The sequence below is a fragment of the Pseudomonas sp. RA_15y_Pfl1_P11 genome (genome assembly GCF_963970975.1).
In the GTDB taxonomy this organism is placed as follows: Bacteria; Pseudomonadota; Gammaproteobacteria; order Pseudomonadales; family Pseudomonadaceae; genus Aquipseudomonas; species Aquipseudomonas tritici.
The window spans coordinates 1-22,839 of record NZ_CAXAOY010000009.1 but is presented as its reverse complement, the minus strand read 5'-3'; the positions used below and the strand labels follow the sequence as shown (position 1 = coordinate 22,839).

Sequence of the window (22,839 nt, the reverse complement as noted above, 5' to 3'; positions counted from 1 at the left end):
AACCAATGTGGGAGCGGGCTTGCTCGCGAACGCGGTTGAACAGTGACAGACATGTTGACTGACACACCGCATTCGCGAGCACGCCCGCTCCCACAGATGCTTTTTTGGAGCACCGCACCATGACACTTGCAGTCCAATTCACCCACGTTTCCCGTCAGTTCGGCGAAGTGAAAGCCGTTGACCGGGTTTCCATCGATATCCAGGACGGCGAGTTCTTTTCCATGCTCGGCCCTTCCGGCTCGGGCAAGACTACCTGCCTGCGCCTGATCGCCGGGTTCGAGCAACCGAGCGCAGGCTCGATCCGTATCCACGGCGAGGAAGCCGCCGGCTTGCCGCCGTATCAACGCGATGTAAACACTGTGTTCCAGGACTACGCGCTGTTCCCGCATATGAATGTGCGCGACAACGTCGCCTACGGCCTCAAGGTCAAGGGCGTGGGCAAGGCCGAACGCCTCAATCGCGCCGAAGAAGCCTTGGCCATGGTCGCCCTCGGCGGTTATGGCGAGCGCAAGCCGGTGCAGCTTTCCGGTGGGCAGCGTCAGCGCGTAGCCCTGGCCCGCGCCCTGGTCAATCGCCCACGCGTATTGCTGCTGGATGAGCCGCTGGGCGCACTCGACCTCAAGCTGCGTGAGCAGATGCAGAGCGAGCTGAAAAAGCTGCAACGCCAGCTCGGCATCACCTTTATTTTCGTGACTCACGACCAGACCGAAGCGCTGTCGATGTCTGACCGTGTGGCGGTGTTCAACAAGGGTCGCATCGAGCAGGTCGACACCCCGCGCAACCTGTACATGAAGCCCGCCACGGCCTTTGTCGCCGAGTTTGTCGGCACGTCCAACGTGATTCGCGGCGAACTGGCCCAGCGCCTCAGCGGCAACCCGCAGCCCTTCTCGATCCGTCCGGAGCACGTGCGTTTTGCCGAAGGCCCGCTGGGTGCCGGCGACGTGGAAGTCAGCGGTTTGCTGCACGATATCCAGTACCAGGGCAGCGCCACGCGCTATGAGCTGAAGCTGGAAAACGGCCAGACGTTGAACATCAGCCAGGCCAACAACCAGTGGCTGGACATCAGCAGTGCCCATCAGGTCGGCCAGTCCATCACCGCCCGCTGGGCGCGGGAAGCCATGACACCGCTGACCGATATCGCAGGCGAGGTGTGACATGAGCCTGGCCCTAACCCAACCACCGATGCGCAGGTTTTCCAACCTGCTGTACCGCAAGCCCAACCTCTACCTGGCGATGCTGCTGGTGCCGCCGCTGATCTGGTTCGGCGCGATCTACCTGGGTTCGTTGCTGACCCTGCTGTGGCAAGGTTTCTATACGTTTGACGACTTCACCATGGCGGTCACGCCGGACCTGACCCTGACCAACTTCGCCGCGCTGTTCCAGCCGTCGAACTTCGACATCATTGTGCGCACCTTGAGCATGGCGATTGTGGTGTCGATTGCCAGTGCGGTGATCGCGTTCCCGATTGCTTATTACATGGCGCGCTACACCACGGGCAAGACCAAAGCGTTTTTCTACGTCGCGGTAATGATGCCGATGTGGGCCAGCTACATCGTCAAGGCATATGCCTGGACATTGCTGCTGGCCAAAGGTGGCGTGGCGCAGTGGTTCGTGCAGCACTTGGGGCTGGAGCCCGTGTTGCAGCTCGTGCTGGGCATTCCCGGCGTGGGCGGCAGCACCTTGAGCACCTCGCACCTGGGGCGGTTCATGGTCTTCGTTTATATCTGGCTGCCGTTCATGATCCTGCCGATCCAGGCGTCCCTGGAGCGTTTGCCGCCGTCGCTATTGCAAGCCTCGGCTGACCTTGGGGCCAAACCGCGCCAGACGTTTATGCAGGTGATATTGCCGCTGTCGATTCCGGGGATTGCCGCCGGTTCCATCTTCACGTTCTCGCTGACCCTGGGCGATTTCATCGTGCCGCAACTGGTGGGCCCACCGGGTTACTTCGTCGGCGGCATGGTTTACGCCCAGCAAGGCGCCATCGGCAATATGCCCATGGCCGCAGCGTTCACGTTGGTGCCCATCGTGCTGATCGCGGTTTACCTGTCCATCGTCAAACGCCTGGGGGCCTTCGATGCACTCTGAAAAATCCAGTTTGAGTTTGAAGATCGCAGCCTGGGGCGGGTTGGTGTTTTTGCACTTCCCGATCCTGATCATCTTCCTCTACGCCTTCAACACCGAAGAAGCCGCGTTCAGCTTTCCGCCCCAAGGCTTTACCTTGAAGTGGTTCAGCGTGGCCTTCGCCCGGCCGGACGTGCTGGAGTCGATCAAGCTGTCCTTGCAGATCGCCGCCATCGCCACCCTGATTGCGATGGTGCTCGGCACGTTGGCGTCGGCCGCGTTGTATCGCCGCGAGTTCTTCGGCAAGCAAGGCGTGTCGTTGATGTTGATCCTGCCGATTGCGCTGCCGGGGATCATCACCGGTATCGCGCTGCTGGCGACGTTCAAGACGCTGGGCATTGAGCCGGGGATGTTCACCATTATCATCGGCCACGCGACGTTCTGCGTGGTGATTGTCTACAACAACGTCATTGCCCGCTTGCGCCGCACCTCCCACAGCCTGATCGAAGCCTCGATGGACCTGGGTGCCGACGGCTGGCAGACCTTTCGCTACATCATCATGCCCAACCTCGGCTCGGCGCTGCTGGCTGGCGGCATGCTCGCGTTTGCGCTGTCGTTCGACGAAATCATCGTCACCACCTTCACCGCCGGCCACGAGCGCACCTTGCCGCTGTGGCTGCTCAACCAGCTCAGCCGCCCACGCGATGTGCCGGTGACCAACGTGGTGGCGATGCTGGTGATGCTGGTGACGATGGTGCCTATTCTCGGGGCTTATTACCTGACGCGCGGTGGTGAAAGCGTGGCGGGGAGTGGCGGTAAATAACTTGGCGACTGGAGGAACGCGGTTTAAATGTGGGCTTGCTCGCGAATGCGGTACATCAGATACACATGTGCCGACTGACACACCGTATTCGCGAGCAAGTCGAATCGTCGCACCGCCGCTCCCACATTTAGAGCCAGTTTCTTCAGAGAAATAACACGCGTTTTTAGGAGAGCTGAACCATGCAGACCAAACTTTTGATCAACGGCCAACTGGTAGAGGGCGAAGGCCCGGCCCAGGCCGTGTTCAACCCGGCACTCGGCCGCGTACTGGTGGAGATCAAGGAAGCCAGCGAAGCCCAGGTCGACGCCGCCGTGCGCGCAGCGGATGCCGCCTTTGAAGGCTGGTCACAAACCGCGCCCAAGGATCGCTCGCTGTTGCTGCTGAAGCTGGCGGACGTGATCGAAGCCCATGGCGAAGAGCTGGCCAAGCTGGAATCGGACAACTGCGGCAAGCCTTACAGCGCCGCGCTGAACGATGAAATCCCGGCGATTGCCGACGTATTCCGCTTCTTTGCCGGCGCCAGCCGTTGCATGAGCGGCTCGGCCGGCGGTGAGTACTTGCCCGGGCACACCTCGATGATCCGCCGCGACCCGGTGGGTGTGATTGCCTCCATCGCACCGTGGAACTACCCACTGATGATGGTCGCCTGGAAAATCGCCCCGGCCCTCGCCGCCGGTAATACCGTGGTGCTCAAGCCGTCGGAACAAACCCCGCTGACCGCGTTGCGCATGGTCGAACTGGCCGCTGAAATCTTCCCGGCCGGTGTACTCAACTTGGTGTTCGGCCGTGGGCCAACCGTCGGCAGTCCACTGGTGAATCATCCGAAAGTGCGCATGGTCTCGCTGACCGGCTCCATCGCCACCGGTGCAAACATCATTTCCAGCACCGCCGACAGCGTGAAGCGCATGCACATGGAGCTGGGCGGCAAGGCGCCGGTGATCATCTTCAACGACGCCGATATCGATGCTGCCGTAGAAGGCATTCGCACCTTTGGCTTCTACAACGCCGGCCAGGATTGCACCGCTGCATGCCGGATTTATGCGCAAGCAGACATCTACGATGCGTTCGTCGAAAAGCTCGGCGCCGCGGTCGCCAGCATCAAGTACGGCTTGCAGGATGATCCCGCTACCGAACTGGGGCCGCTGATTACCGCGCAACACCGCGATCGTGTCGCCGGGTTTGTCGAACGCGCCGTGGCACAACCGCACATTCGCCTGGTCACCGGCGGCAAGGCGGTGGAAGGCAATGGTTTCTTCTTTGAGCCGACCGTGCTGGCCGACGCGCAGCAGGACGACGAAATCGTGCGTCGCGAGGTATTCGGGCCGGTGGTGTCGTTGACCAAGTTCACCGATGAAGCCCAAGTGCTGGGCTGGGCCAACGATTCGGATTACGGCCTGGCGTCATCCGTGTGGACCGCCGATGTAGGGCGCGCCCATCGTTTGGCCGCGCGCTTGCAGTACGGCTGCACCTGGGTGAACACCCACTTCATGCTGGTCAGCGAAATGCCCCACGGCGGTCAGAAACTGTCCGGCTACGGCAAGGACATGTCCCTGTACGGGTTGGAAGACTACACCACCGTTCGCCATGTGATGTTCAAGCACTGAAGCTTTTACCCCTGCGAATGCGGAGAATCAGTCGGTAGATCCTGTCACTGACACACCGCATTCGCGAGCAAGCCCGCACACATTTGATCTTCATAAAGATCAAGTACTGTGTTGGCATCAGAGCCGGAAATGTCTTGTCGCACTTGCAACTCAATCACCCCGCTATCAATCAATTTTCCTACGTCATCGAACCGCTTAAGCTATCCGGCGTCTGTTTAATGTCCGTTGCGTTTGGCCGAAGGCATGTCCGAACCGTAATTTCTGATCCGCTACGTGCCAGGAACGGCGCGGGATTTGCTCACGACAGGTTGTCTCTATGCACCGTAGGAATTTGCTCAAAGCGTCCATGGCCATTGCGGCTTACACTGGTTTGTCGGCCAGCGGCCTGCTAGCCGCCCAGGCTTGGGCCGGGAACCGTGCCGCCGATGGCAAGGCCGTGGCGTTCGATTTCGAATCGCTGAAGGCCCAGGCCAAGCAACTCGCCGGGACCGCTTACAAAGACACCAAACAAGTGCTGCCGCCCACCCTGGCGACCATGACCCCGCAGAATTTCAACGCCATCGGCTACGACGGCAACCACTCGTTGTGGAAGGAATTGAACGGCCAACTCGACGTGCAGTTCTTCCACGTCGGCATGGGATTCAAGACGCCGGTGCGTATGCACAGCGTCGACCCCAAGACCCGCGAAGCCCGCGAGGTGCATTTCCGCCCTTCGCTGTTCAACTATGAAAAAACCACGGTCGACACCAAACAGCTGACCGGCGACCTGGGTTTCTCCGGCTTCAAGCTGTTCAAGGCGCCAGAACTGGGCCGCCATGATGTACTGTCGTTTCTCGGCGCCAGCTACTTCCGCGCAGTGGATTCCAGCGGCCAGTACGGCCTCTCCGCCCGTGGCCTGGCCATCGACACCTACGCGAAAAAACGCGAGGAATTCCCTGATTTCACGCAGTTCTGGTTCGAAACCCCGGACAAGAACGCCACCCGCTTCGTGGTCTACGCCCTGCTCGACTCGCCGAGCGCCACCGGCGCCTACCGCTTTGATATCGACTGCCAGGCCAACCAGGTGGTGATGGCGATCGATGCACACATCAACGCGCGTACCGCCATCGAACAACTGGGTATCGCGCCGATGACCAGCATGTTCAGCTGCGGTACCCATGAGCGCCGCATGTGCGACACCATCCACCCGCAAATCCACGACTCGGACCGCCTGGCGATGTGGCGCGGCAATGGCGAATGGATCTGCCGCCCGCTGAACAACCCGGCCAAGCTGCAGTTCAACGCGTTTGCCGACACCGACCCCAAAGGCTTTGGCCTGGTGCAGACCGACCATGAGTTCGCCAGTTACCAGGACACCGTGGACTGGTACAGCAAACGCCCGAGCCTATGGGTCGAACCCACTACGGCCTGGGGTGAAGGCTCCATCGACCTGCTGGAAATTCCTACAACCGGCGAGACCCTCGATAACATCGTGGCCTTCTGGACCCCGAAAAAACCCGTAGCGGCCGGCGAATCACTGAACTACGGCTACAAGCTGTACTGGAGCGCCCTGCCACCGGTGAGCACGCCGTTGGCCCAGGTTGACGCGACCCGTTCAGGCATGGGTGGCTTTATCGAAGGTTGGGCGCCGGGTGAGCACTACCCTGAGGTGTGGGCGCGCCGTTTCGCCGTGGACTTCAAGGGCGGTGGCCTGGACCGCCTGCCACCCGGCACGGGGATTGAGCCAGTGGTGACGTGCTCCCATGGCCAGGTCAAGGATTTCAGCGTGCTGGTGCTGGATAACATCAAGGGCTACCGCATCCTGTTCGACTGGTACCCGACCAGCGACAGCGTAGAGCCGGTGGAACTGCGCCTGTTTATCCGTACCCAGGACCGCACCTTGAGTGAAACCTGGTTGTATCAGTACTTCCCGCCGGCACCGGACCAGCGCAAGTACAGCTGATACCGGTGGGAGCTGGCTTGCCAGCTCCCACCTTGTTTAACGACGATCCTCAGAACCGCGACACACTCTTCATCGCCCCAATCAAATAGCGCATTGCCATCTGATCGTTCTCGGTCAGGGCGCGGTACTGCGCCAGCAATTCCATTTCATCTGAGCTCAACCTTCGGCCCCGCAACGACATCCTGCGGGTCAGAAAAGACGTCACCACACCCGCTACACCATCGGACTTGGCCATGGACTGGTTCTCCTGATATCCATCGAATACTCCTGTTGCCCATTACCCGCCTCCCATGAAGCGCAATGCCTCAGTGAGCAAACCCACTGACTTCCTGGGCCAGAAATCAGGCTCACCCTAAGCGTAGAAAAAAACTGCTCTCGTGTGGGATTTTTTTAGAGTATTAACTTAAATAAATTGCTTAGGTAACAAATACCTACAGACATATCCGACACCTGCGCGCGTAAAAAAACCCACCGGGTCAGGGTGGGTTTCAGTCAGCGCCAACAGCGGATTAGTCGCGCAGATCAGACTCATGAATCGGCTGGTCGCGATGGGTCGCCCTTTGATACTGCGCCGGCCAGATCGCCTTGCGCCCGCCCAGGTCGTCGTCGGCATGCAGCGGCCAGTAAGGATCACGCAGCAGCTCGCGTGCCAGGAAGATGATATCGGCCTGGCAGGTGCGCAGGATGTGCTCGGCCTGGGCCGGCTCGGTGATCATGCCAACGGTGCCGGTAGCCATGCCCGACTCTTGGCGCACCCGCTCGGCGAAACGGGTCTGGTAGCCGGGGCCGGTGGGGATCTCGGCATTAGCGGCCGTGCCACCGGACGATACGTCAATCAGGTCCACGCCAAGGGTTTTCAGGCGACGCGCCAGTTCCACGGTTTCGTCGGGGTTCCAGCCATCTTCCACCCAGTCGGTGGCCGACACCCGCACAAACAACGGCAGCTCCTGAGGCCAGGCTTCACGCACGGCCTCTGTGACCTGCAGCACCAGGCGGATACGGTTTTCAAACGAGCCGCCGTACCTGTCCTGACGCTGATTGCTGATCGGCGACAGGAATTGATGCAACAGGTAACCATGCGCCGCGTGGATTTCCACCACTTCAAAACCCGCGGTCAACGCACGCTTGGCGGCGGCGACAAAATCGGCGATGACTTGTTGGATCTGCCCCTCATCCAACTGTGTGGGTTGAGTGTGCTGAGGGTCGAAGGCAATCGGCGAGGGCCCTACCGGCACCCAGCCGCCCTCCTCCGCCTTGACACTGCCATGCTTGCCGATCCAGGGCCGATGGGTGCTGGCCTTGCGCCCGGCGTGAGCCAGTTGAATGCCGGCCACCGCGCCTTGGGCTGCAATAAAACGCGTGATGCGTCGCAGCGGTTCGATCTGCGCGTCGTTCCACAAGCCCAGGTCCTGGGCGGTGATGCGGCCATCAGCGGTGACAGCGGTGGCTTCGGTAAAAATCAGCCCCGCACCGCCGACCGCACGGCTACCAAGATGCACCAGGTGCCAGTCGTTGGCCAGGCCGTCGACCGCCGAATACTGGCACATCGGCGAAACCGCGATGCGATTGAGCAGGGTTAATTGGCGCAGGGTATAGGGTTCGAGCAGCTGACTCATGGCGCACCTCTTCTGGGTTCTATGGGCACTGTTCAACAGTGCTTAGAGCCTAGTCGACAACGCTGGATTGCACAGGGTTCAGAAAGAGAAGCGGGAGCCGATTACCGGCTCCCGCGTTGCAAAAGCTTACATTTCGACCTGGGTGCCCAGCTCGATCACTCGGTTTACCGGGAGTTTGAAGAAGCGCAGGTTGCCGTTGGCATTCTTCAACATGAACGCGAACAACGCCTCGCGCCAGCGCGCCATGCCCTTGATGCGAGAGGCGATCACCGTCTCGCGGCTGAGGAAGTACGTGGTGCGCATCGGGCTGAAATCCAGGTCATCCAAGTGACACAACTTCAGCGCTTCGGGCACGTCCGGCTCGTCGGTAAAACCAAAGTGCAGGATCACGCGGAAGAAGCCTTCGCCGTAGGAATCCACTTCGAAGCGCCGTGCCGCCGGCACGCGAGGAATGTCTTCGTAGACCACCGTCAGCAACACCACTTGTTCATGCAACACCTGGTTATGCAGCAGGTTGTGCAACAGCGCGTGGGGCACAGCGTCCGGGCGTGCGGTGAGAAACACGGCGGTACCCTGCACCCGGTGGGGCGGCTGGACGCGAATGCTGCTGATAAAAATCGGCAATGGCAGGCCGCCTTCGTCGAGGCGCTCCACCAGCAATTGTTTGCCGCGCTTCCAGGTGGTCATCAGCACGAACAACACAATCCCCGCCAAAACCGGGAAGGCACCGCCCTGGATGATCTTCGGCACGTTGGCAGCGAAGTAGAGCCCGTCCACCAGCAGGCAGCAGACCAAGACCGGCACGGCCAGAATCGGAGGCCATTTCCATAGCAGCAACATCACCGCCGACACCAGGATGGTGGTCATCAGCATGGTGCCGGTTACCGCCACGCCGTAAGCTGACGCCAGTGCGTTGGAGGATTCGAAACCCAGCACCAACAGGATCACACCCACCATCAGCGACCAGTTCACCGCGCCGATGTAGATCTGGCCCTGCTCGGCACTGGAGGTGTGCTGGATATGCATGCGCGGGATGTACCCCAACTGGATCGCCTGGCGCGTCAACGAGAACGCACCGGAAATCACTGCCTGGGACGCAATCACCGTGGCCAGGGTGGACAACACCACCAGCGGGATCAACGCCCAGCTGGGTGCCAGCAGGTAGAACGGGTTACGCGCGGCTTCCGGGTCACCCAGCAGCATCGCGCCTTGGCCGAAATAATTGAGTACCAGCGCCGGCAGCACCAGCATGAACCAGGCGCGGGCAATGGGTTTGCGGCCGAAGTGGCCCATGTCGGCGTACAGTGCTTCGGCGCCGGTCAGTGCCAGCACCACCGCGCCAAGGATAGCCACGCCAATGCCCGGGTGAGCCTCGAAGAATCGCACCGCCCACATCGGGTTCATGGCACTGAGCACCTCAGGATGCAGGGTGATGCCATACACACCGAGACCGCCCAGGACCAGGAACCAGGTCACCATCACAGGCCCAAACAGCTTGCCGATGTGGTCAGTGCCGTGCTTTTGGATCAGGAACAAGGCCACCAGCACGACAAGGGCGATGGGCACGACCCATTTTTCCAAGCCGTCGAACGCCAGCTCCAGGCCTTCGATCGCCGATAACACGGAAATCGCCGGGGTGATCATGCTGTCGCCGTAGAACAGCGCCGCGCCGCACAGGCCACACACCACCAGGAAGCTGCGCAGCTTCTTGCGCTCCCCCGCCGCCCGTCGCGCCAGTGCAGTCAGGGCCATGATGCCGCCCTCGCCTTGGTTGTCGGCGCGCAGCACAAACAGCATGTATTTGATCGAAACGACCCAGATCAGCGACCAGAAGATCAGCGCCAGGATCCCCAACACACCGTCATGGTTGACCTGAACCCCATAGCCGCCGCTGAACACCTCTTTAAGGGTGTAGAGCGGGCTGGTCCCGATATCGCCGTAAACCACCCCGACCGCTGCCACCAGCATGCCAATCGGCTTTGCGGTGGAATGCTCGGCGCCTGCCGCCGGACTACTTGCCTGACCCATCAACCACTCCTGCCCTTCTGACCTGCGGTCTTTATAAACAACGCCTCTAAGCGGACCCTAGCATGCGCTGTTTTACTTCTCGTAACAGACGTTTTGTTGACCTTAGGATTTTACCTACGCGCAACGGCGCGAAGCATAGCGCAGCACTCGTCGCTTTTCGCTGCATAAAGCTGGTCAAGTGCGCTGCCCGTCGCTAGAATTGCGCACTTTTTGATCAGAGGCACACTTCAAGTGCCCATCCGTTGTCTCGTCGTGCACGACCGGCAGCGTCATTCAATACCGAGGTTAGACATGTCCACCACCATCGCAAAAGCCAACCCCAAGGTTGGCTTTTTTTCCCTGGGTTGACCGGGGGACTCAGATAGAATCCGACCACATCAATGACCTTTTCGGCGAAGTGCGGATCATTGCTGACCTTGAATGTCTTCAGTAGGTGCGATTTGAGATCGGGCGCCGCCCAGATTTGTCGAACTCGCCAGGTGGTAACGTGCGCGTATTTGGCCATCAACCGAACGCTCCAATGCGTTGCCTCCTTCGAAACCCGCTGAGTTGTCAAGATCAGGATTTATTTGACTTTCTCAGCGCCCGGTTTCAAGGGCTGACCGCTACGCGGAAGGTCGCTCAGCCCCCTCGATTTCCTACTCAAGGTAGCGTTTTTTGCCACTTGAACACCGTCGGCGAAGTGATCTGTAGCTCCCCACAGATGGCCATGGGCGTCACCCCGTCAGCGAGCAAAAGGAGTATCCGCGCCCACCGACCGAGGCTTTGCTCCAGCGTACTCATGCGCAACCAACCTTGAAGCGTAATTACGTCGGCGAGTTGCAGTGCAAAAGGAGCAACTGGTCGAGGCATGCGTGGAACCATCTCGAGGCGAGGGGCACACAGTATATCTTTACACGCTAGAAAATGAACTAACCGCTCACGACACTAGCCGGACTCTTTAAGAAACGTCTTATTCGCCCCTCACCAAAAAAACCATAAAATACAATCCAATTTTTATAAAAGACGCTGCACCCCACTATGAAAATTAAAAATTTATTACTACTGTTTTTTATCTGCAGCACAACAACGAATGCAATCGCAGCAACATGCCAATTCTACCCAGGCAGCTCTGCCTTTACGAATAACATCACACTACCCCAAACTGCATCGATACCTAGAGACGCACCTGACGGCCAAATCATATATGAAAGCTCGCCAATTACAATTACCAATCAGGACAAATACATTTGCGCCGCCCCATATTTGCTAGGGACCAAGAATTACTTGGGTAAGGACGTGCCCGGAAGCATACAGCCTATTGGAGACACCGGTATTGGGTGGCAATGGATTCATGACGGAGAAGCATATAACGGAGTGGCAAGCAATTATATTAGACCCGACTTCGGAAGCGCAATTTATTTCACAGGCGCATCTTTCGCGTTAAGATTTGTAAAAATAGGAGCGATAAAAAATAACGCTCGAATACCTGCTGGAGAAATTGGAGCACTCCAAAGAGGGACGATTTTTCCGGTTACACTCACAACCAATGGAATGTCTATAGTAGTACCCTCATGCGAAACGCCCGATGTAACTGTGGACATGGGAAGCATGGACTTGAGTCAAATTTTCCACAACGATGCGTCGAAGCGCTTCAACATAAAACTCAACAACTGTCCAGCCGGCATCCAAAAAGTAAATTACAAACTTATCGCAACATCAACAGCACCTGCGATAGGTCCAACTTCAGGAATTATTAACCTGAATTCCACTTCAACTGCCAAAGGCATTGCGTTGCAACTAATGGACAGTAGCGAGCAACCAATAAATCTCAACTTAACACATGCATTCAACGACTACTCAAATGGCGGGGGAAATTTCGAAATCCCCATGTTCGCACGATACTTTAAGAAAGCAGGAGGAACTGGAGAAATAAAAGCTGGAACCGCAAACTCGGAGATCACCTTCATTATGAGTTACTTATAAATTCGCTCAGTTACCTTATCACATAAAACGACTTAAAGAGCCCTCTATCATGCCTATCGTAATCCAACCTAAAGAGCTGAAAGACCCTATTTTTTGCGAGTTCTAACGAAATAGCGGAACTCGTGAGAAAAAAACCTCATTGTTCGTCAGCCGTGTTGATCCATGTGTATGGATGGCAAACTGCGAATTCATCAAGTCGAACAAGTCAAGCAGATCGCTTAGTATCGTCAATACATTTACCTCCTCAGATTCTATCCAACTCTTAGGCGCGACTAGACGCTGGGCCATTATCGCCACGCTTGTCCGCGTACCTAGAATTCTCTGATCCATATGTAGTGGTCGAATGAAACCGGACACTCATTTAGACGAGAATGCTCGCAAGATCGAGGTGTCAAATGACCAAACAACGCCGTACCCTTTCTGCTGAATTCAAACGCGAGGCTGCCGACTTCGTACTCAGGCAAAACTACAGCTACATCGAAGCCAGCCCTTCATTCGGTATTGGCGAGTCAGCGTTGCGCCGCAGGGTTGACCAGGTTCAGAAAGAGCGCCAAGGCGTCACTCCGCAGAGCAAGGCGCTGACCCCAGAGCAGCAGAAAATTCAGGAGCTGGAAACCCGGATCGCCCGGCTTGAGCGAGAAAAATCCATACTAACTTCAGTCTCTCCATACGCGCTAACAATACTCATTAGCAACAATTGTTTTTGCGCATTATTTGATCAACGCTTAGAATCGCGCGCCAAGAATTTCGACCAGGGCTAACCCTGCAGGCTGTGAGTATATGAGTAATAATCCACGTGTAGGGTTTGTGTCGCTAGGGTGCCCGAAGGCTCTGGTTGACTCCGAGCGCATCCTCACGCAACTGCGCATGGAAGGCTATGACGTTGTGTCCACTTACCAGGACGCTGACGTGGTGGTGGTCAACACCTGCGGCTTCATCGATTCGGCCAAGGCTGAGTCGCTGGAGGTGATCGGCGAGGCGATCAAAGAGAACGGCAAGGTCATCGTCACCGGTTGCATGGGCGTGGAAGAAGGCAATATCCGTAATGTGCACCCAAGCGTGCTCGCGGTGACCGGCCCACAGCAGTACGAGCAGGTGGTCAACGCCGTGCACCAAGTGGTGCCGCCACGCCAGGACCACAACCCGCTGATCGACCTGGTGCCGCCGCAAGGCATCAAGCTGACCCCGCGCCACTACGCGTACCTGAAGATATCCGAGGGCTGCAACCACAGCTGCAGCTTCTGCATCATCCCGTCGATGCGCGGCAAACTGGTGAGCCGCCCGGTCGGTGATGTGCTTGACGAAGCCCAGCGCCTGGTCAAATCCGGTGTGAAAGAGCTGCTGGTGATCTCCCAGGACACCAGTGCCTACGGCGTCGACGTGAAATACCGCACCGGTTTCTGGAACGGCGCGCCGGTCAAAACCCGCATGACCGAACTCTGCGAAGCCTTGAGCAGCCTGGGTGTGTGGGTGCGCCTGCACTACGTTTACCCGTACCCGCACGTGGACGAGCTGATCCCGTTGATGGCCGCCGGCAAGATCCTGCCGTACCTGGACATCCCGTTCCAGCACGCCAGCCCGAAAGTGCTCAAGGCCATGAAGCGCCCGGCGTTCGAGGACAAGACCCTGGCGCGCATCAAGAACTGGCGCGAGGTCTGCCCGGAGCTGATCATCCGTTCGACCTTCATCGTCGGCTTCCCCGGCGAAACCGAAGAAGACTTCCAGTACCTGCTGGACTGGCTGACAGAAGCCCAACTGGATCGCGTCGGCTGCTTCCAGTATTCGCCGGTTGAAGGCGCCCCGGCGAACCTGCTGGACCTGGCCGTCGTGCCGGACGACGTCAAGCAGGACCGTTGGGAGCGTTTCATGGCTCACCAGCAAGCTATCAGCTCGGCGCGCCTGCAACTGCGCATCGGCAAGGAAATCGAAGTGCTGATCGACGAAGTCGACGAGCAAGGCGCGGTTGGCCGCTGCTTCTTCGATGCGCCGGAAATCGATGGTAACGTGTTTATCGACGATGCCAACGGTTTGAAGCCGGGTGACAAGGTCTGGTGCACCGTGACGGACGCCGACGAGTACGATTTGTGGGCTGAAAAGCGCGACTGATCGGCGACAAAATCAAAAGCCCTGCATCTGATCAAGATGTGGGGCTTTTTTAGGTCTATCGTTTGCCCATCGCCCATCACTGGCAGGAAGCAGCGGCATGCGTCAGCATTCGGTTATCCATACCCCCAAAACCAGCGATTATCAAAAACTGACTGAAATCTGGGAGTCCTCAGTGCGGGCCACCCACGATTTTTTGCCGGACAGCTACATCGAGCGGCTGAGGCATCTGGTGCTGACCCATTATCTGGACACGGTGATGCTGATCTGCACCAAGGACTCGCACCAATGCATCACCGGGTTCGCTGGCGTGGCCGCGGGCAAGGTCGAAATGCTGTTTATCGACCCGCAGCGCCGCGGCCAGGGCCTTGGCCGGCAATTGCTGCGCTATGCCATTGAACGCATGAACGCCGACGAACTCGAGGTGAACGAACAGAACCCCCAGGCCCTGGGCTTTTACCTCAAGCAAGGCTTCGAGGTAGTCGGACGCACGGAGCATGATGGCCTCGGCCAGCCTTATCCGTTGCTGCGTCTGCGTTTGCGCCAGGCGCAACAACAGGCCCGCCAGGGTTAAATGAAATAGGGCCGGGATTAACCGGCTCCAGGCAGGTACAATAGCCGCCCCCTTTTGTTACGGCCCTTGTCATGACTGACCCCATACGCCTCTCCAAACGTCTAATCGAACTGGTCGGTTGCTCCCGTCGGGAGGCTGAGCTGTTCATTGAAGGCGGCTGGGTCTCGGTGGACGGTGAAGTGATTGACGAGCCGCAGTTCAAGGTCACCACCCAGACGGTCGAACTCGACCCCGAGGCCAAGGCCACCGTGCCTGAGCCGGTGACCATCCTGCTGCACGCCCCTGTGGGCGTGGAGGCCGAAACGGCCATGGCGTCGATTAGCGCCGAAACACTCGCGGAAGAACACCGCTTTAGCAAGCGCCCGCTCAAGGGCCATTTCCTGCGCCTGACCGCCAGCGCCGACCTTCAAGCCAAGGCCAGCGGCCTTCTGGTGTTTACCCAGGATTGGAAGATCCTACGCAAGCTGACCGCCGATGCCGCCAAGATCGAGCAGGAATACGTGGTGGAAGTCGAAGGTGACATGGTTGCCCACGGCCTCAACCGCCTGAACCACGGCCTGACATACAAAGGCAAGGAACTGCCGGCCGTCAAAGCCAGCTGGCAGAACGAAAACCGCCTGCGTTTTGCAATGAAAAACCCGCAGCCGGGTGTAATCGCGCTGTTTTGCGAAGCGGTTGGCCTCAAGGTCATCGCCATTCGTCGTATCCGCATCGGCGGCGTGTCCATCGGCAAAGTGCCGGTTGGCCAATGGCGTTACCTGTCCGGCAAAGAGAAGTTCTAAGCCGCTCCCCTATTATCGACACCGCCTGCCTGGGCGGTGTCCACCGTTGAAAACCAGGATTGCCCACCATGATTCACAATGACGTACTGCGCAGCGTGCGCTACATGCTCGACATCAGCGACAACAAGATGGTCGAGATCACCAAGCTCGGCGGCATGGACGTAACCAAGGAAGACCTGCTGACCTACCTCAAGAAGGATGAGGAAGAAGGTTTCGTGTTCTGCCCGGATGAAGTCATGGCGCACTTCCTTGATGGCCTGGTGATCTTCAAGCGCGGCAAGGACGAAAGCCGTCCGCCGCAGCCGATTGAAACCCCGATCACCAACAACATCATCCTCAAGAAGCTGCGCGTGGCCTTTGAACTGAAGGAAGACGACATGCACGCCATCCTCAAGGCGGCCGAGTTCCCGGTGTCCAAGCCTGAGTTGAGCGCGCTGTTCCGCAAGTTCGGCCACACCAACTACCGGACCTGCGGTGACCAGTTGCTGCGCAACTTCCTCAAGGGCCTGACCCTGCGGGTTCGTGCGTAAGCCATGAATTACCACGTCTCGCCCGTCGGTTTCGTGCGCTCCTGCTTCAAGGAGAAGTTCGCGATCCCGCGCCAACCGCAGCTGGCACCCGCCGCGCGGGGCGTGCTGGAATTGGTGGCGCCGTTCGACGGGGGTGAGGCGGTGCAGGGCCTGGAGCAGGTCAGCCATGTGTGGCTGTTGTTTCTGTTCCACCAGGCCCTGGAAGACAAGCCACGCCTGAAAGTGCGCCCGCCGCGCTTGGGTGGCAACACCTCCATGGGCGTGTTTGCTACCCGCGCGACTCATCGCCCCAATGGTATTGGCCAGTCGGTGGTGAAACTGGACAGGGTCGAGCCAGGGCGATTGTGGATTTCCGGGATAGACCTGCTTGATGGCACGCCGGTACTGGATATCAAACCGTATGTGCCGTATGCCGACATTGTCGACACGGCCACCAACGGGATCGCCAGCGCTGCGCCGCAGCTGATTCCCGTGCAATGGCTGAAGACTGCGCTGCATCAGGCGCAGAGCCACGCTCAGCGCTTGGATGAGCCGCTGGTGGCGTTGATTGAACAGTGCCTGGCGCAGGACCCGCGGCCGGCGTATCAGACGCCGGGGCCGGAGCGAGAGTACGGCGCGCAGTTCTGGGATGTGGATGTGCGTTGGCACTATCCCGAGGCTGGGCTGATTTGTGTGCTGGAAGTGCTTCCAGCCAACTGAAGAAACCGGAAGCATTTTTTGATCTGTGTTTTTACTAACCCAGTATCACTTCTCGACGAACGCGCGCTCGATCAGGTAATCACCTGGCTCACGCATGCGTGGCGACACTTTCAGGCCGAAGCTGTTCAACACCTCACTGGTTTCATCCAGCATGCTCGGGCTGCCGCACAGCATGGCGCGGTCGTCCTCGGGGTTGATCGGTGGCAGGCCGATGTCGCTGAACAACTTACCGCTGCGCATCAGGTCGGTCAGGCGGCCTTCGTTTTCGAAAGGCTCGCGCGTCACGGTTGGGTAGTAGATCAACTTCTCACGCAGGGCCTCGCCGAAGAATTCGTTCTGCGGCAGGTGCTCGGTGATGAATTCGCGGTAAGCGACTTCGTTGACGTAACGCACGCCGTGGCACAGGATCACTTTTTCAAAGCGCTCGTAGGTTTCCGGGTCCTGGATCACGCTCATGAACGGAGCAAGGCCGGTACCGGTGCTGAGCAGGTACAAGTGTTTGCCCGGCTTCAAATCGTCAAGCACGAGGGTGCCTGTCGGTTTCTTGCTGATGATGATCTCGTCGCCTTCCTTCAAGTGCTGCAACTGGGAAGTCAGCGGGCCATCTGGCACCTTGATACTGAAGAACTCCAGATGCTCTTCCCAGTTCGGGCTGGCAATGGAGTAAGCGCGCATGAGCGGGCGGCCGTTGGGCTGTTGCAGGCCGATCATCACGAACTGACCGTTCTCGAAGCGCAGGCCCGGATCACGGGTGCACTTGAAGCTGAACAGAGTGTCGTTCCAGTGATGAACACTGAGGACACGCTCGTGGTTCATGTTGCTCATGTACGGGGGACTCCTGGAAATGGGTCTGCGCCAAAGGTGTAGATGCGCAATTGCACAGCATTCTAATGGCGGCGACAATATCTGTTAACTGGATTATTAAGATAAGGGTTATCGGTTATATCGATATGCGATTTACTCTCCGTCAACTGCAAGTCTTCGTCGCCGTCGCCCAGCAGGAAAGCGTCTCCCGCGCTGCTGGCCTTCTGGCCTTATCTCAATCCGCCGCCAGCACCTCGATCACCGAGCTGGAGCGTCAATCCAGCTGCCAATTATTCGACCGTGCGGGCAAGCGCCTGAGCCTCAACGCCCTCGGTCATCAGCTGTTGCCCCAGGCCGTAGCGCTTTTGGACCAGGCCAAGGAGATCGAGGATCTGCTTAACGGCAAGTCCGGTTTTGGCTCCCTGGCGGTCGGCGCCACCCTGACCATCGGAAATTACCTCGCCACGCTGCTGATCGGCAGCTTTATGCAGCAACATCCCGAGAGCCAGGTGAAGCTGCATGTGCAGAACACTGCACATATCGTGCACCAAGTCGCGCACTACGAAATTGACTTGGGTCTAATCGAAGGCGATTGCAGCCACCCGGACATCGAGGTGCAAACCTGGGTGGAAGATGAGCTGGTGGTGTTTTGTGCGCCGCAGCATCACCTGGCCAAGCGTGGCGTGGCGACCATGGCAGAGTTGACTCATGAAGCCTGGATTTTGCGCGAACAAGGCTCAGGCACGCGCTTGACGTTTGACCAGGCCATGCGCCATCACCGCAGCGCGCTGAATATCCGCCTGGAGCTGGAACACACTGAGGCCATCAAACGGGCGGTGGAGTCAGGGTTGGGGATTGGCTGTATTTCGCGGCTGGCGCTGCGCGACGCGTTCCGACGTGGCAGTTTGGTGCCGGTGGAAACCCCGGACCTGGACCTGGCCCGGCAGTTCTACTTCATCTGGCATAAACAGAAGTACCAGACCTCAGCGATGCGCGAGTTCCTGGAACTTTGCCGGGCCTTTACCGCTGGAGTCCAGCGCAGCGACGAGATCGTGCTGCCGAGCATTGCCTGAGCCTTAGATCAGGATCACAGCCCACACCAGCGTGATCATGGTCAGCGCGACAAACTGCGCAGCGCTGCCCATGTCCTTGGCGTTTTTCGACAGCGGGTGGCGGTCCAGGGAGATGCGGTCGATGGCGGCTTCAACCGCCGAGTTGAGCAGCTCGACGATCAAGGCCAGCAGGCACACGGCGATCAACAACGCGCGTTCGACGCGGCTGACAGTCAGGAAAAAGCTCAGCGGGATCAGGATGACGTTCAGCAACACCAACTGGCGGAATGCTGCCTCGCCTGTGAAGGCCGCGCGCAGGCCATCCAGGGAATAACCCCCTGCATTAAAGATACGCTTGATACCGGTTTGACCCTTGAAAGGCGACATAGACGTAGGCAACTGAACCAAAGAAGTGGGGAAACTAGATCACGCCAAGTCAAAAAAGCGTGAACCGCTCAACGCTTAATGCTGCGAGATTGACTCAAGTTGTTGTAGGAGCAATGCCGCCTGGGTGCGCGTACGCACGCCCAGCTTGCGGAAGATCGCCGTGACATGGGCCTTGATGGTCGCTTCAGATACGCTCAGCTCGTAGGCAATCTGCTTGTTCAACAAACCTTCGCAAACCATGGTCAGCACACGAAACTGCTGCGGCGTCAGGCTGGCCAGTCCATCGCGCGCGGCCTTGGCTTCGTCGGACACGTTAATTTCTTCAAACGCTTGCGGCGGCCAGGACACATCGCCATCAAGCACGGTGCGCACGGCTTTCTGGATATCTTCCATGGCACTGGACTTGGGGATGAAACCACTGGCGCCAAACTCCTTGGAGCGCACCACCACATCGGCGTCTTCCTGGGCCGAAACCATCACCACGGGGATCTGCGGGTATTGCCCGCGCAACAGCACCAGCCCGGAAAAACCATAGGCGCCGGGCATATTCAGGTCGAGCAGCACCAAGTCCCAGTCGGACTTTTCGGCAAGGCGGGCTTCCAGCTCGGCAATGCTGGCCACTTCGACCAGCCGCACGTCCGGGCCAAGGCCCAGGGTCACGGCTTGATGCAGCGCACTGCGAAACAGCGGGTGGTCATCGGCTATCAGGATTTCGTATGTGGCCATTGATTAAATGATCCTGTTTTTTATGGGAGCCCTGATGGGTTCAGGGCTCGCCAGTACACAAGGCGGCAGCCAGGCAGCTGTCGCCACAGGGCACGCTCAACGTCAAAAGCACCTGAAACGACGTCGAAAATTCACGGTTGCACCCCAATCGGCGCTCAGCATGCCCAGCGTAGCCTGGGGGGTCAAGCACTACGCCCACGGGCATTTTAGCGGCGTGCGGGTTTAGGGTGCCATCATGCAAACGTCGTCTGGCTATCCCGCAGGTATATAGGGAGCAAGACGAGTATGGACGATGTCCGTCGGGTCCAGGGGTAACTGGAATTTGGCCGCCAGGTAATGCGTGCTGAACACGTCGAGGTAGGCATCGAGTACTTCGCAGGCAGCCTGGTCATCGGCCAGTTCGAGGCACAGGGCGGCGACTTCGGCGGTGCAAAAATGATCATCACGCTTGGACCGGCGCAGTTTATAGCGCGACAGTTGCTCCGGCGCCAGGCTGAGTACCGGCAAATGCTCAAGGTAGGGGCTTTTGCGGAACATCTTGCGCGCTTCACTCCAAGTGCCATCCAGCAAGATGAACAACGGGCGCTTGCCCTCCTCCACCTTTACTTCACTGACAACACGCTCGGGCGCCACAAATTCACCAGGGAACACGATGTAGGGCTGCCACTGCGGATCGGCCAACAAGGTGAGCAAGTCCGGATCGACTTCGGTGCGCGACCAGGCGAATGCGGTGGTGTCGTCGATTACGTCGGCGATCAGCCAGCCGGTGTTGCTGGGCTTCATCGGTTCCACGTCATGCATCAGTAGACACATGGCAGATCGGGCCTCGACTTCGGGGCGCCAGGCACACAGGCAGTATTGCGGGATGACCCGGCAACCGGGGCAGCGTTCGGCACGCGACCCACGATTGAGGAACGGCCGCACGGCGCGAGCCAGACGTTGGGTACGCAGGCGGGAGACGGCGTGGCTCATCGGATGCGCCGGTGAAACGGGTAAATCGACACGGTGGAAACTCGTGAAAGGCTTAAGTGGCCGCAGTTTACCAGCGATACGCCTGGCTGTAGTGGCAAGGGCACACCTATAATTGCGCGCCACTGAACGCACAGCACAGTGGCTGGTCTATGCACCAGTAACCGAATCAGGAGAGTTTCATGCTGCGTTCCATGCTGCGTCTTGTCGCCCCATCCGTCGCCCTCGCGCTGGTATTGCCCGTGTGCGCCCAGGCGGCCTCGCTGCTGGAGGCCCAAATGAACAGAAAGCTGCAAAGCGTCGCGGCTGAGAGCAATAAGGACCTGCCCCGGGAAATCGACGAAAAAACCCTGGAAGTGGCCTACACCGTTGAAGGCATGCAACTGATCGATCACCTGAGCGTGATGTCCGACCGCGCCGAACAGATGCGCGCCAACCCCAAGGCTGTGTACTTCCAGCTTGGCCAAAGCGTGTGCCTGAACAAAGGCTACCGCGAACTGATGGCCAAAGGTGCAGTGATGCGCTACGAAATCACCGAGAACAAGACCAACCGTCCTGTGGCGTCGGTCAAATTCGTTGAAGCAGATTGCCCGGCACCGGCTGCGGCGAAAAAGAAAAAGTAGCCGTTTTACCTTCGCGCGCTGCTGTCCGGCAGCGCGCACTCCCCCCGCGCCAACTCCTTCCAGGCAACTAAGCCCCCCCTATTGAGCGACCAATAAGTGGTTGCCAGCCAAGGGTTTTTCGGCACATGATCAAGTCATTCCAGCCATTTATTCACAGCATTGTTCATGCTGTTCTGTAACATTTTCAGGGCAAAAGAAGGTTGCCCCCTGCGGCAAGCAGCGACACATGCAGTGTCGTAGCCTCCGGCGAACCTCTCGTCGGCCACCCGGGCCCTGCAAGAAGGAGACGTTGAATGCCTTACGAACCGAATGACCGCCTGCTTCGACATTTTGAAGAGAACGGGGCCGACCTCACGCAGCAGGTCGAAGCTCAACTCCAACTGATCGCTCCCAACAGCCCGAATATCCCCCTGTATCGCGACATGATCCTCACCGTGCTGCGCATGGCCCAGGACGACCGCAACCGCTGGAACGCCAAGATCACCCTCCAAGCTATCCGCGAATTGGACCATGCCTTCCGCGCGCTCGAACAGTTCAAGGGTCGCCGCAAAGTGACAGTGTTCGGCTCGGCACGCACTCCAGTGGAAAGCCCGCTGTACGCCCTCGCCCGGGAAGTCGGCGCAGCGCTGGCACGCTCGGACCTGATGGTGATCACCGGCGGTGGCGGCGGCATCATGGCCGCCGCCCATGAAGGCGCCGGCCTTGAACACAGCCTGGGGTTCAACATCACCCTGCCGTTTGAACAGCATGCCAACCCGACCATTGATGGCACTGAGAACCTGCTGTCCTTCCACTTCTTCTTTACCCGCAAGCTGTTCTTCGTCAAGGAAGCCGACGCATTGGTGTTGTGCCCAGGCGGTTTCGGCACGCTGGATGAAGCGTTGGAAGTGTTAACCCTGATCCAGACCGGCAAGAGCCCGCTGGTACCGGTAGTGCTGTTGGACGCGCCAGGCGGCGGGTTTTGGCAGGGTGCCCTGGATTTTATCCGCAGTCAGTTGGAAGCCAACCGCTATATCCTGCCTACCGACCTCAAGCTGGTACGCCTGGTGTACAGCGCCGAAGAGGCAGTGGAAGAGATCAACCAGTTTTATGCCAACTTCCACTCCACGCGCTGGTTGAAACGTGAGTTTGTAGTACGCATGAATCATCCGCTCAGTGAGCGGGCATTGGCCCATTTGCAGAGCGAGTTTGCCAGCTTGCGGCTGAGTGGGGACTTCCAGCAGCACGGGTATACCGGCAAAGAACATGACGAGCCAAGGTTCAGTCATTTGACGCGACTGGTGTTCAACTTCAACGGGCGCGACCAGGGCCGGCTACGGGAGCTGGTGGATTACATCAATTTACCGGAGAACTGGGCGCAGGCTCAGGGGAAGGCTCAGCAGCGGGTGGAGCCGGAGCCGGCGTGATTTTTTGAGCAAAAAAAAGGTTCTTCACGGAATCACGGGAAAGACAGAAACAAGAACGCCGATTTGATGGATGATGTTCGTGCGAGCAAACACATCTAAAAAACCGGCGTTCTTATGCGTGATATTAATACTTTTCTTCCCTTTT

Annotated in this window: 21 protein-coding genes and 2 pseudogenes; 15 read left to right on the top strand and 8 right to left on the bottom strand. The window is 58.5% G+C overall.

All coding sequences use genetic code 11. From position 1 onward, the window contains the following. Positions 1–119: 119 nt before the first annotated feature. From AACY44_RS13505 to AACY44_RS13485, 5 genes are all read left to right on the top strand, one after another. Positions 120–1,154, top strand: a complete 1,035-nt coding sequence (locus tag AACY44_RS13505) for an ABC transporter ATP-binding protein (RefSeq protein WP_339530409.1) — start codon at positions 120–122, stop codon at positions 1,152–1,154. Between the two features lies 1 nt (position 1,155). After that, a complete protein-coding gene (locus AACY44_RS13500; RefSeq protein WP_339418209.1) occupies positions 1,156–2,085 on the top strand; it encodes an ABC transporter permease in 930 nt (309 codons plus the stop codon). Beyond that, positions 2,075–2,884 carry an ABC transporter permease gene (locus AACY44_RS13495; protein WP_339418211.1) on the top strand — a complete coding sequence of 270 codons (810 nt, stop codon included), beginning with the start codon at positions 2,075–2,077 and terminating at the stop codon, positions 2,882–2,884. The genes AACY44_RS13500 and AACY44_RS13495 overlap by 11 nt, the downstream gene beginning before the upstream one ends. 179 nt (positions 2,885–3,063) lie before the next feature. Beyond that, positions 3,064–4,488, top strand: coding sequence for a gamma-aminobutyraldehyde dehydrogenase (locus tag AACY44_RS13490; protein ID WP_339455824.1), 1,425 nt, complete (start codon positions 3,064–3,066; stop codon positions 4,486–4,488). A gap of 316 nt (positions 4,489–4,804) precedes the next feature. Then, positions 4,805–6,430, top strand: a complete 1,626-nt coding sequence (locus AACY44_RS13485) for a glucan biosynthesis protein D (RefSeq protein WP_339418213.1) — start codon at positions 4,805–4,807, stop codon at positions 6,428–6,430. A 49-nt stretch (positions 6,431–6,479) separates the two neighbouring features. Here the strand turns inward: AACY44_RS13485 and AACY44_RS13480 are convergent, their stop codons facing one another. The 4 genes and pseudogenes from AACY44_RS13480 to AACY44_RS13465 form a co-directional block, all read right to left on the bottom strand. Then, positions 6,480–6,665, bottom strand: a complete 186-nt coding sequence (locus tag AACY44_RS13480; protein ID WP_339418214.1) for a hypothetical protein — start codon at positions 6,663–6,665, stop codon at positions 6,480–6,482. Between the two features lie 274 nt (positions 6,666–6,939). Further along, positions 6,940–8,046, bottom strand: a complete 1,107-nt coding sequence (locus tag AACY44_RS13475; RefSeq protein WP_339418216.1) for an NADH:flavin oxidoreductase/NADH oxidase — start codon at positions 8,044–8,046, stop codon at positions 6,940–6,942. A 126-nt stretch (positions 8,047–8,172) separates the two neighbouring features. Then, a complete protein-coding gene (locus AACY44_RS13470; RefSeq protein WP_339418218.1) occupies positions 8,173–10,074 on the bottom strand; it encodes a potassium transporter Kup in 1,902 nt (633 codons plus the stop codon). A 343-nt stretch (positions 10,075–10,417) separates the two neighbouring features. Next, positions 10,418–10,926: pseudogene (locus tag AACY44_RS13465) on the bottom strand (helix-turn-helix domain-containing protein); the annotation flags it as partial. A 168-nt stretch (positions 10,927–11,094) separates the two neighbouring features. Here AACY44_RS13465 and AACY44_RS13460 point away from each other — a divergent pair. From AACY44_RS13460 to tsaA, 7 genes and pseudogenes are all read left to right on the top strand, one after another. Continuing rightward, positions 11,095–12,039, top strand: coding sequence for a fimbrial protein (locus AACY44_RS13460; RefSeq protein WP_339530406.1), 945 nt, complete (start codon positions 11,095–11,097; stop codon positions 12,037–12,039). A 395-nt stretch (positions 12,040–12,434) separates the two neighbouring features. Continuing rightward, positions 12,435–12,692, top strand: a pseudogene (locus AACY44_RS13455) (transposase); the annotation flags it as partial. A gap of 127 nt (positions 12,693–12,819) precedes the next feature. Continuing rightward, a complete protein-coding gene (gene rimO / locus AACY44_RS13450) occupies positions 12,820–14,145 on the top strand; it encodes a 30S ribosomal protein S12 methylthiotransferase RimO (RefSeq protein ID WP_339418220.1) in 1,326 nt (441 codons plus the stop codon). A gap of 97 nt (positions 14,146–14,242) precedes the next feature. Then, positions 14,243–14,716, top strand: coding sequence for a GNAT family N-acetyltransferase (locus AACY44_RS13445; protein WP_339418222.1), 474 nt, complete (start codon positions 14,243–14,245; stop codon positions 14,714–14,716). A 71-nt stretch (positions 14,717–14,787) separates the two neighbouring features. Beyond that, complete coding sequence (locus AACY44_RS13440) at positions 14,788–15,498, top strand: rRNA pseudouridine synthase (protein WP_339418223.1); 711 nt, start codon at positions 14,788–14,790, stop codon at positions 15,496–15,498. A gap of 68 nt (positions 15,499–15,566) precedes the next feature. Continuing rightward, positions 15,567–16,028, top strand: a complete 462-nt coding sequence (locus tag AACY44_RS13435; protein WP_049709728.1) for a YehS family protein — start codon at positions 15,567–15,569, stop codon at positions 16,026–16,028. Positions 16,029–16,031: 3 nt separating this feature from the next. Beyond that, the gene (tsaA, locus tag AACY44_RS13430; RefSeq protein WP_339418224.1) at positions 16,032–16,727 is read left to right on the top strand and encodes a tRNA (N6-threonylcarbamoyladenosine(37)-N6)-methyltransferase TrmO; all 696 of its coding nucleotides are present in this window, start codon (positions 16,032–16,034) and stop codon (positions 16,725–16,727) included. Positions 16,728–16,772: 45 nt separating this feature from the next. On the opposite strand, the gene fpr is transcribed toward tsaA, so the two are convergent. Beyond that, the gene (gene fpr, locus AACY44_RS13425; protein ID WP_003172178.1) at positions 16,773–17,552 is read right to left on the bottom strand and encodes a ferredoxin-NADP reductase; all 780 of its coding nucleotides are present in this window, start codon (positions 17,550–17,552) and stop codon (positions 16,773–16,775) included. A 125-nt stretch (positions 17,553–17,677) separates the two neighbouring features. Here fpr and AACY44_RS13420 point away from each other — a divergent pair, with 125 nt between their 5' ends. Further along, on the top strand, positions 17,678–18,604 hold the full coding sequence (locus AACY44_RS13420; RefSeq protein WP_049709730.1) for a LysR family transcriptional regulator: 927 nt from the start codon (positions 17,678–17,680) through the stop codon (positions 18,602–18,604). Positions 18,605–18,607: 3 nt separating this feature from the next. Here the strand turns inward: AACY44_RS13420 and AACY44_RS13415 are convergent, their stop codons facing one another. The 3 genes from AACY44_RS13415 to AACY44_RS13405 form a co-directional block, all read right to left on the bottom strand. Then, the gene (locus AACY44_RS13415) at positions 18,608–18,970 is read right to left on the bottom strand and encodes a diacylglycerol kinase (protein WP_339418227.1); all 363 of its coding nucleotides are present in this window, start codon (positions 18,968–18,970) and stop codon (positions 18,608–18,610) included. 75 nt (positions 18,971–19,045) lie between these two features. After that, complete coding sequence (gene erdR, locus AACY44_RS13410; protein ID WP_065872500.1) at positions 19,046–19,696, bottom strand: response regulator transcription factor ErdR; 651 nt, start codon at positions 19,694–19,696, stop codon at positions 19,046–19,048. 252 nt (positions 19,697–19,948) lie between these two features. Further along, positions 19,949–20,668 (bottom strand): tRNA-uridine aminocarboxypropyltransferase, encoded by a 720-nt coding sequence (locus AACY44_RS13405; protein WP_339427108.1) that lies wholly within the window; start codon positions 20,666–20,668, stop codon positions 19,949–19,951. Between the two features lie 179 nt (positions 20,669–20,847). Between AACY44_RS13405 and AACY44_RS13400 the strand changes: the two genes are divergently transcribed. Together AACY44_RS13400 and AACY44_RS13395 are read left to right on the top strand one after the other, a co-directional pair. After that, positions 20,848–21,288 carry a PA3611 family quorum-sensing-regulated virulence factor gene (locus AACY44_RS13400; protein ID WP_049709734.1) on the top strand — a complete coding sequence of 147 codons (441 nt, stop codon included), beginning with the start codon at positions 20,848–20,850 and terminating at the stop codon, positions 21,286–21,288. Between the two features lie 293 nt (positions 21,289–21,581). After that, positions 21,582–22,694, top strand: coding sequence for an LOG family protein (locus AACY44_RS13395; RefSeq protein WP_339455581.1), 1,113 nt, complete (start codon positions 21,582–21,584; stop codon positions 22,692–22,694). The last annotated feature ends 145 nt before the right edge of the window (positions 22,695–22,839 follow it).

Bases quoted from the DNA above. Each gene is read 5' to 3' on its own strand.
- AACY44_RS13435 (WP_049709728.1), top strand. From the start codon at position 15,567: ATGATTCACAATGACGTACTGCGCAGCGTGCGCTACATGCTCGACATC.
- AACY44_RS13405 (WP_339427108.1), bottom strand. From the start codon at position 20,668: ATGAGCCACGCCGTCTCCCGCCTGCGTACCCAACGTCTGGCTCGCGCC.
- AACY44_RS13470 (WP_339418218.1), bottom strand. From the start codon at position 10,074: ATGGGTCAGGCAAGTAGTCCGGCGGCAGGCGCCGAGCATTCCACCGCA.
- AACY44_RS13440 (WP_339418223.1), top strand. From the start codon at position 14,788: ATGACTGACCCCATACGCCTCTCCAAACGTCTAATCGAACTGGTCGGT.
- AACY44_RS13475 (WP_339418216.1), bottom strand. From the start codon at position 8,046: ATGAGTCAGCTGCTCGAACCCTATACCCTGCGCCAATTAACCCTGCTC.
- AACY44_RS13420 (WP_049709730.1), top strand. From the start codon at position 17,678: ATGCGATTTACTCTCCGTCAACTGCAAGTCTTCGTCGCCGTCGCCCAG.
- tsaA (WP_339418224.1), top strand. From the start codon at position 16,032: ATGAATTACCACGTCTCGCCCGTCGGTTTCGTGCGCTCCTGCTTCAAG.
- AACY44_RS13485 (WP_339418213.1), top strand. From the start codon at position 4,805: ATGCACCGTAGGAATTTGCTCAAAGCGTCCATGGCCATTGCGGCTTAC.
- rimO (WP_339418220.1), top strand. From the start codon at position 12,820: ATGAGTAATAATCCACGTGTAGGGTTTGTGTCGCTAGGGTGCCCGAAG.
- AACY44_RS13445 (WP_339418222.1), top strand. From the start codon at position 14,243: ATGCGTCAGCATTCGGTTATCCATACCCCCAAAACCAGCGATTATCAA.
- AACY44_RS13415 (WP_339418227.1), bottom strand. From the start codon at position 18,970: ATGTCGCCTTTCAAGGGTCAAACCGGTATCAAGCGTATCTTTAATGCA.
- AACY44_RS13505 (WP_339530409.1), top strand. From the start codon at position 120: ATGACACTTGCAGTCCAATTCACCCACGTTTCCCGTCAGTTCGGCGAA.
- AACY44_RS13460 (WP_339530406.1), top strand. From the start codon at position 11,095: ATGAAAATTAAAAATTTATTACTACTGTTTTTTATCTGCAGCACAACA.
- AACY44_RS13480 (WP_339418214.1), bottom strand. From the start codon at position 6,665: ATGGCCAAGTCCGATGGTGTAGCGGGTGTGGTGACGTCTTTTCTGACC.
- fpr (WP_003172178.1), bottom strand. From the start codon at position 17,552: ATGAGCAACATGAACCACGAGCGTGTCCTCAGTGTTCATCACTGGAAC.
- AACY44_RS13395 (WP_339455581.1), top strand. From the start codon at position 21,582: ATGCCTTACGAACCGAATGACCGCCTGCTTCGACATTTTGAAGAGAAC.
- AACY44_RS13500 (WP_339418209.1), top strand. From the start codon at position 1,156: ATGAGCCTGGCCCTAACCCAACCACCGATGCGCAGGTTTTCCAACCTG.
- AACY44_RS13400 (WP_049709734.1), top strand. From the start codon at position 20,848: ATGCTGCGTTCCATGCTGCGTCTTGTCGCCCCATCCGTCGCCCTCGCG.
- erdR (WP_065872500.1), bottom strand. From the start codon at position 19,696: ATGGCCACATACGAAATCCTGATAGCCGATGACCACCCGCTGTTTCGC.
- AACY44_RS13490 (WP_339455824.1), top strand. From the start codon at position 3,064: ATGCAGACCAAACTTTTGATCAACGGCCAACTGGTAGAGGGCGAAGGC.
- AACY44_RS13495 (WP_339418211.1), top strand. From the start codon at position 2,075: ATGCACTCTGAAAAATCCAGTTTGAGTTTGAAGATCGCAGCCTGGGGC.